The sequence below is a fragment of the Frankia sp. AiPs1 genome, from assembly GCF_023716945.1.
Classification (GTDB): Bacteria; Actinomycetota; Actinomycetes; order Frankiales; family Frankiaceae; genus Frankia.
In genome coordinates, this window is record NZ_JAMQQF010000281.1 from 1 (window position 1) to 7,500 (window position 7,500).

The window sequence follows — 7,500 nt, forward strand, 5'->3', positions numbered from 1 at the left end:
GGCGTGTCCGACGCGGTGCGCCGGGTCGGCCTCGCGCGCGACCGGCCGCTGCTCGTCGAGGGGCCGCGCGCCCGGCTCGCCGCCCTGCTCAAGGCCCGTCAGCCGCTGTACACCGAGGTGGCGGCGGTCGTCATCGACACCGCGGGCCGCGAGCCGGACGAGGTCGCCGATCTGGTCGCCGCCGCCCTGGCGAAACTGCCCGCGCCGCCGGCTGCGGGGGCGTCAGTGAGGACTCCACAGTGAGTGTGCAGGCGAAGGTGTCCGACGTCGTGCGGATCCCGGTCCGTCCCGGCGGCGAGCGGGGCTACGACGTCGTGCTCGGGGAGGGGCTGCTCGGTGATCTCGCGGAGACGGTCGCCGGGCGGACCCGCGCCGCGGTGATCCATCCGGCGGCGCTGCGGGCCACCGCGGACGCCGTCGTCGCGGACCTGCGGGCGAGCGCCGGGGTCGAGGCGCACGCGGTCGAGGTGCCCGACGGCGAGGAGGCCAAGCAGCTACGCATCGCCGGCTACTGTTGGGACGTCCTGGGCCGGATCGGTTTCACCCGCGATGACGTGATCATCGGTCTCGGCGGCGGCACCGTGACCGACCTGGCCGGGTTCGTCGCCGCGAGCTGGCTGCGCGGGGTGGACGTCGTCCAGGTGCCGACCACCGTGCTCGGCATGGTCGACGCGGCCGTCGGCGGCAAGACCGGCATCGACATCGACGCGGGCAAGAACCTGGTCGGGGCGTTCCACCAGCCGCTGACCGTGCTGTGCGACCTCGCCGCGCTGGCCACGCTGCCGGCCGTCGAGGTGCGTGCCGGTCTCGCCGAGGTGGTCAAGACGGGGTTCATCGCCGACGGCGACATCCTCGACCTGCTCGATGACGACCCGACGGGTGCCGCGCACCTGCCCGAGCTGGTCGAGCGGTCCATCCGGGTCAAGGCCGACGTCGTCTCCGGTGACCCCCGGGAGGCCGGCCGCCGGGAGATCCTCAACTACGGCCACACCCTGGGCCACGCGATCGAGAAGGTGGAGCACTTCACCTGGCGGCATGGCGCGGCGATCTCGGTGGGCATGGTGTTCGCGGCGGAGCTGTCCCGGCTCGCCGCCGGCCTCGACGACGCCACCGCGGACCGGCACCGCGAGCTGCTGACCCGCATCGGCCTGCCGGTGACCTACCGCGGCGACCGCTGGCCGGCGCTGCTCGACGCGATGCGCGTGGACAAGAAGTCCCGTGGCCGCCGGCTGCGCTTCATCGGCCTGGCCGCCCAGGGCAAGACCGTCGTCCTCGACAATCCGGACACCGGCCTGCTGATCGCCGCCTTCACGGCGGTCGCCCCCGACGGTCTGGCGCTGCCCGACGCACCCTGACCGCACCGCTGCCCCGTGGCGCGGGCGCCGGGCTCGGTAGACTTGTCCGCGGCCTGGCTGATCGCCGCCGCGCAGGGACCGACAGCGGTCCCGGGCGGGCGGTCCCGGCCGGCAGGGTCGCCGCCGTGCGTGCGACCCGACGACTCTAGGCTTCAGCACGACGACGATCCGCCGTGCCGATGTACGGCAACCGAACGGGAGAACGCGCGCAGTGGCGACCAGCAACGACCTGAAGAACGGCATGACGCTCGACATCGACGGGGTGTTGTGGAACGTCGTCGGCTTCCAGCACGTCAAGCCGGGTAAGGGCGGGGCGTTCGTCCGCACGACCCTGAAGAACGTGCTCACCGGGAAGGTCGTCGACCGTACCTTCAACGCCGGCGTCAAGGTCGAGGTCGCGACCGTGGACCGGCGCGAGATGACCTACCTCTACCGGGACGGCGCCGAGTTCGTCTTCATGGACAGCGAGTCCTACGACCAGATCCCGATCCCGCCCGACGTCGTCGGCACGACCGCCGACTACATGCTGGAGAACACCGTCGCCACCGTCGCCCTGCACGACGGCGCTCCGCTCTACGTGGAGCTGCCCGCCAGCGTCGAGCTGACCATCGCCCAGACCGATCCGGGCGTGCAGGGCGACCGCTCGACCGGCGGCACGAAGCCCGCGACCCTGGAGACGGGGGCGACGATCAACGTGCCGCTGTTCATCACGACCGGCGAGAAGGTCAAGGTCGACACCCGCGACGGCCGTTATCTGGGCCGGGTGACGAGCTGAGCGCCAGGTCCAAGGCCCGCAAGCGCGCGCTGGACATCCTGTTCGAGGCGGACGTGCGCGGCGCCGCCGTCCCGGAGATCCTCCTCGCCCGGCGGGCCCAGGCCGACCCGCCCGTCTCGGAATACGCCGAGGGTCTGGTCAGGGGCGTCGTCGAGCACTGGCGGGAGATCAACGAACGGATCGGCCGGCACGCCGAGGGCTGGACCCTGGAGCGCATGCCCCCGGTCGACCGCAACATTCTGCGGATCGCCGTGCTGGAGCTGTTGTGGCGACCCGACGTTCCGCCCCGGGTCGTCATCGACGAGGCGGTGGAACTGGCGAAGAGCCTGTCCACCGACCGATCGCCGACGTTCGTCAACGGCCTGCTCGGCAGCCTGCTCGACGCAAGGTCGGTGCCGGCGACGGCCGAACCGGACGCCGGGCCGGGCCGGGAGTCCTGACCTACCGGGCTGGCCGGTGTACCGCGAGCGGTATGCCCGGTACGTCGCCCCAGCGACGTACCGGGGTACCCCCGGCTGCCTGTGTGCCACGCGCGTACGGTCGGCCGGAGACCCCGAAAGCCGACCCGCGATCACATTGAGACTGAAGCTGCTGTGCCACGAACGAGACTGCTGGTGGTGCTGCGAACGCTAGATGCTGCAACGCTGATGGTGCCAGTACTGCTGATGGTGCTGGAACCGCTGGCGGTGCTGGAACGTTGGAGATGCTGGAACCGTTGGATGGTGCGCTGCCGGTGGATCACCGGCATGGCTGTCAGACGTCGGAAGCGGTGGCGTCCGCGCCCTGCTCCGGGGACAGCACGCCCCACGAGACGAGCTGTTCGGTGAGCTTGCTGGGGGAGGTGTCGTAGATCACCGCGAGGGAACGCAGGTCCTCGTAGCGGATGGAGAGAACCCGGCCGTTGTAGTCGCCGCGCTGGCTCTGAATGGTCGCCGCGTACCGCGCAAGCGGTCCGCCCTGCTCCTTGGGCACCTGGGAAAGGCGCTCGAGGTCGAGGACGATCCGCGGAGACTGCTCCAGCGGGGCGACGGTGGAACCCTCGGGAAGAAGCTCCCCGACCGGAACGCCGTAGAACTCCGCGAGCTCCGAGAGACGCTGTACGGTGACGGCGCGGTCCCCACGTTCGTAGGAACCGACGACGACGGCTTTCCACCGACCGTGCGACTTCTCTTCGACGCCATGAAGCGAGAGCCCCTGCTGGGTGCGTATCGCGCGCAGCCGAGCACCGAGCGCCTTCGCATAGTCGGACATCGGAGTGCCCACTCCTGTCGTGGTCGATCACTTGGTACCGGGGCTCGTGCCGCCGGCGGTTACCGATAGTAGTGCCCGCCGGGTTGAGGCTCGACACCCGGGGGGTCGTGTCGCTTCTTTCTTTGTACCACTTTCTGTAGCCCTCCGGTTGCGCCCTACGCCTGCCCGGCGGGAACTTCCGCCGATCGCCGTACCGGCGCAGGCGGAAGTGAACCCGGTGACGTGCAGTCACGGCTTCGCGATGATAGTTGGCGCGGCAACAATCCGCACGGGCCGACGAACCGGGGGGCGCGGACGGAGTCAGGCGGCCGGGCGGGGGCCGGCCGGCCCTTGCCGCGAGACCCTCACTCGTCCGGAGTGCCCTGGTAACGTCGCTGAGACCGCTCCTTTAAGGACCGTCCAGTGAGGCGGGGAAGGAGGGATGCCGCGTGGCCTCTGCCGCCGCGAGCGACCCCGTATCGCGCCGTCCCGGCATTGCCCGGACAGTACTGTCCGCCGACGACATCACTCGGATCGTCAGCCGGATGGCGCACCAGATCCTCGAAAAAACCTCCGGTGGTGCCGGTGTCGTGCTGCTCGGGGTACCCACCCGAGGGGTACCCCTCGCGCATCGTCTGGCACAGCGAGTACAGGCCGTCGAGGGAGTGGATCTTCCTGTCGGCTCGCTCGATCCCACGATGTACCGCGACGATCTGCGACTGCGCGGGGTTCGGCCACTGGAGGTGACCGAAATTCCCGACGGCGGGGTCGACGGTCGGGTGGTCATCCTGGTCGACGACGTCCTCTACTCGGGACGCACGGTGCGCGCCGCCCTCGACGCGCTGGCCGCCTACGGCCGGCCCCGCACGGTTCAGCTCGCCGTCCTCGTCGACCGGGGCCACCGCGAGCTGCCGATCCGAGCGGACTACGTCGGGAAGAACATGCCGACCTCGCGCCGCGAGTCGGTGGCCGTTCGGCTGCGGGAGATCGACGGCGCCGACGGCGTGCTCATCGTCTCGCCCGAGGCCAGTCCGACCGGCGCCGCTGCGGGCCCGGGAGATCGGTCGTGACCCGGCGTTCGGTGGCCGGGCACGGGCGCGCGGGGACCTGGGCGGCGAACGGAGGTCGGAGATGAAGAGGCACCTGCTGTCTACGGAGGACCTCGGCCGGGACGACGCGCTGCTGGTGCTGGACACCGCGGAGCGGATGGCGCGGGTCGCCGAGGCGTCGGTCCGCAAGCTGCCGACCCTGCGGGGCCGCACCGTGGTCAACCTTTTCTTCGAGGATTCCACCCGTACCCGCACGTCCTTCGAAGTAGCCGCCAAGAGACTGTCGGCCGATGTGATCAATTTTTCGGCGCGCGGGTCAAGCGTGTCGAAGGGCGAGAGCCTGAAGGACACCGCGCAGACCCTCGAGGCGATGGGCGCCGACGCGGTGGTCTGCCGGCATTCCGCCAGCGGCGCGCCGCACCGGCTGGCGACCTGGGTGCGCGGCAGCGTCGTGAACGCCGGCGACGGTACCCACGAGCATCCGACCCAGGCGCTGCTGGACGCGTTCACGATGCGCCGGCGGCTCGGTCGGGTCGACGGGCTCGCCGTCACCATCGTCGGCGACGTGCTGCATTCCCGGGTGGCGCGGTCCAACGTCTGGCTGCTCGCCACCCTCGGCGCCAGTGTGACGGTGGTGGCCCCGCCGACGCTGTTGCCTATCGGTGTCTCCTCGTGGCCGGTCGAGGTGTCATACGACCTCGATGCGGTGCTACCCAAGACCGATGTGGTGATGATGCTGCGGGTCCAGCGGGAGCGGATGTCGGCGGCGTTCTTCCCCACCGAGCGGGAGTACAGCCGCCGCTACGGGCTGGACGTCGACCGGGCCGCGACCCTGCCCGAGCACGCACTGGTCATGCATCCGGGGCCGATGGTGCGCGGAATGGAGATCGCCTCCCGGGTCGCCGACTCCGACCGGTCGACGGTGGTGGAGCAGGTTGCGAACGGGGTGAGCGTGCGGATGGCCGTGTTGTATCTGCTGCTGGGCGGTTCCGGGGAGGTCTCATGACGGCGGGTGCGGGCGGCGCGGGGGGTCCGGTCGGGCCGGTCGGTGGGACGGCGGCGGGGGGCTCGGGACAGTCCTGGGTGCTGAGCCGGGTCCGCCCGCTGGGCGGGGACCCCGTCGACGTGCTGCTCACCGACGGGGTCGTGGCCGCCTGGCGGCCCGCCGGCTCGACCGGCCCGGACTCCGAGGGCCTGCCCGCCGGGACGACCATCCTGGCCGCCGAAGGCCTGATCATGCTGCCGGGCCTGGTCGACCTGCACACCCACCTGCGCGAACCGGGCCGGGAGGACGCCGAGACGGTCGAGTCGGGCACCCGGGCCGCGGCGCTCGGCGGCTACACCACCGTGTTCGCCATGGCGAACACCAACCCGGTCGCCGACACCGCGGGCGTCGTCGAGCAGGTCTGGCGGCTCGGGCTCGACGCCGGGCACTGCGACGTGCGGCCGGTCGGCGCGGTCACGGTGGGGCTCGCGGGGGAGCGGCTGGCCGAACTCGGCGCGATGGCGACGTCGGCAGCCGAGGTGCGGGTGTTCTCCGACGACGGGCACTGCGTGTCCGACGCCCTGCTCATGCGCCGGGCGCTGGAATACGTCAAGGCGTTCGACGGGGTGATCGCCCAGCACGCCGAGGAGCCGAGGCTGACCGCCGGCGCCCAGATGAACGAGGGGGTCGTGGCCGCCCGCCTGGGCCTGCCCGGCTGGCCCGCGGTCGCCGAGGAGGCGATCATCGCCCGGGACGCGCTGCTGGCCGGGCACGTCGATTCCCGGCTGCACGTCTGCCACGTCTCCACCGCGGGCTCGGTGGAGCTCATCCGCTGGGCGAAGGCGAAGGGCTGGCAGGTCACCGCCGAGGTCACCCCGCACCACCTGTTGCTCACCGACGACCTGATCAGCTCGTACGACCCGGTCTACAAGGTCAACCCGCCGCTGCGGACCGCCGCGGACGTCGCCGCACTGCGCGCCGGCCTCGCCGACGGGACGATCGACTGCGTGGCCACCGACCACGCCCCGCACGCGCTGGAGGACAAGGAGACCGAGTGGGCCGCGGCCCGGCCCGGCATGCTGGGCCTGGAGACCGCGCTGTCGGTGGTGATGGAGACGATGGTCATCCCCGGGCACCTCGACTGGGTCGGCGTCGCCGACCGGATGGCCCTGGCCCCGGCCCGCATCGGTGGGCTGCCGCGACCGGCAGCCGAGGGGTGGAGTTCCATAGCGGTGGGTGCGCCCGCGACCGTGACGCTGCTCGACCCGTCACCGTGGCGGGTCGTCGAGGCGGACACGCTCGCCAGCCGCAGCCGCAACACCCCCTATGCGGGGCGGTCTCTGCCGGGAGCTATCCGCGCCACGTTCCTGCGAGGCCGACCCACCGTGCTCGACGGGAAGGTCGTATGACTGTCTCGCTGGCAGCCGCCTCGCCGTTCGCCGCCTCGCCCTTCGCCGACTCCCCCGGCGGCACCGGACCGGTCGTCCTCGCCGCCGGTCGGGGACCGGACCGCCTGGGCCTGCATCTGCTGCTGGTGGTGGGCCTGCTGCTGCTGTTCGTCGCGGTGGTGGGGGCGATGCTGCGGGCCTGGCGCACCAAGGCCGACCGGCAGGAGGAGGACCTGCCCGAGCTGCCCGATCCGCCGGCCGAACCCGGCACGGTCTTCGCCGCCCCGCTGCGCGGGATGTACCTCGGCACCGTCGACGCCGGCCACTGGCTGGAGCGGATCGGCGCGCACGGCCTGGGCGGGCGCACCGGGGGGTACGTCAGCGTGTACGAGACCGGGGTGCGGGTGGACCGCGGCAGCGACGCCTTCTGGATCCCCCGGGACGCCGTGCGGGGCGCCCGGCTGGAGCGGGCCCACGCCGGTAAGGTCTCCGCGCCGGGACGCGTGATCGTGATCGCCTGGTCGTACGAAGGACACGAGCTGGAGACCGGTTTCCGCGGGGAGGACCGGGCGCGCCAGCCCAAGGTGGTCCGCGCCGTGCACGACCTCATCGGCCCGCCGCCGGCCCATCTGGCCTCCGGCGATGTCACCTCGCCGCATGCGGTGCCGCGGATGCGACCCCGGCTGCGCCCGCGGGCCGCGGCGCCGGGACCGGGCGG

At 72.1% G+C, this 7,500-nt stretch carries 8 protein-coding genes and 1 pseudogene; 8 read left to right on the forward strand and 1 reads right to left on the reverse strand.

What is annotated here, in order from left to right; translation table 11 throughout:
• The 4 genes from ND748_RS20580 to nusB all read left to right on the forward strand — a co-directional run.
• Positions 1 to 243, forward strand: a 243-nt coding sequence (locus ND748_RS20580) for a shikimate kinase (RefSeq protein ID WP_285902446.1), incomplete at its 5' end; no start/stop codon positions are given.
• Entirely contained in the window at positions 240 to 1,355 is a 1,116-nt protein-coding gene (gene aroB, locus ND748_RS20585) for a 3-dehydroquinate synthase (protein ID WP_251747636.1), read from the forward strand. The genes ND748_RS20580 and aroB, both read left to right, overlap by 4 nt.
• Before the next feature lie 211 nt (positions 1,356 to 1,566).
• Positions 1,567 to 2,130, forward strand: coding sequence for an elongation factor P (efp, locus tag ND748_RS20590; protein WP_009742786.1), 564 nt, complete (start codon positions 1,567 to 1,569; stop codon positions 2,128 to 2,130).
• Positions 2,127 to 2,570 (forward strand): transcription antitermination factor NusB, encoded by a 444-nt coding sequence (nusB, locus tag ND748_RS20595; RefSeq protein ID WP_285902447.1) that lies wholly within the window; start codon positions 2,127 to 2,129, stop codon positions 2,568 to 2,570. The genes efp and nusB overlap by 4 nt, the downstream gene beginning before the upstream one ends.
• A 313-nt stretch (positions 2,571 to 2,883) precedes the next feature.
• On the opposite strand, the gene ND748_RS20600 is transcribed toward nusB, so the two are convergent.
• Entirely contained in the window at positions 2,884 to 3,381 is a 498-nt protein-coding gene (locus tag ND748_RS20600; RefSeq protein ID WP_009742788.1) for a transcriptional regulator, read from the reverse strand.
• Between the two features lie 428 nt (positions 3,382 to 3,809).
• On the opposite strand from ND748_RS20600, the gene pyrR reads away from it, so the two are divergent.
• The 4 genes and pseudogenes from pyrR to ND748_RS20620 form a co-directional block, all read left to right on the forward strand.
• Positions 3,810 to 4,430 (forward strand): bifunctional pyr operon transcriptional regulator/uracil phosphoribosyltransferase PyrR, encoded by a 621-nt coding sequence (pyrR, locus tag ND748_RS20605; RefSeq protein WP_308205677.1) that lies wholly within the window; start codon positions 3,810 to 3,812, stop codon positions 4,428 to 4,430.
• A 61-nt stretch (positions 4,431 to 4,491) separates the two neighbouring features.
• Positions 4,492 to 5,415, forward strand: a complete 924-nt coding sequence (locus ND748_RS20610; protein WP_251747638.1) for an aspartate carbamoyltransferase catalytic subunit — start codon at positions 4,492 to 4,494, stop codon at positions 5,413 to 5,415.
• Entirely contained in the window at positions 5,412 to 6,803 is a 1,392-nt protein-coding gene (locus ND748_RS20615; RefSeq protein WP_251747639.1) for a dihydroorotase, read from the forward strand. The genes ND748_RS20610 and ND748_RS20615 overlap by 4 nt, the downstream gene beginning before the upstream one ends.
• Positions 6,800 to 7,500 (forward strand): annotated as a pseudogene (locus tag ND748_RS20620) (hypothetical protein); the annotation flags it as partial. The gene ND748_RS20615 and the pseudogene ND748_RS20620, both read left to right, overlap by 4 nt.

Coding starts and splice junctions, on each gene's coding strand:
- ND748_RS20615 (WP_251747639.1), top strand. CDS start 5,412: ATGACGGCGGGTGCGGGCGGCGCGGGGGGTCCGGTCGGGCCGGTCGGT.
- ND748_RS20610 (WP_251747638.1), top strand. CDS start 4,492: ATGAAGAGGCACCTGCTGTCTACGGAGGACCTCGGCCGGGACGACGCG.
- ND748_RS20600 (WP_009742788.1), bottom strand. CDS start 3,381: ATGTCCGACTATGCGAAGGCGCTCGGTGCTCGGCTGCGCGCGATACGC.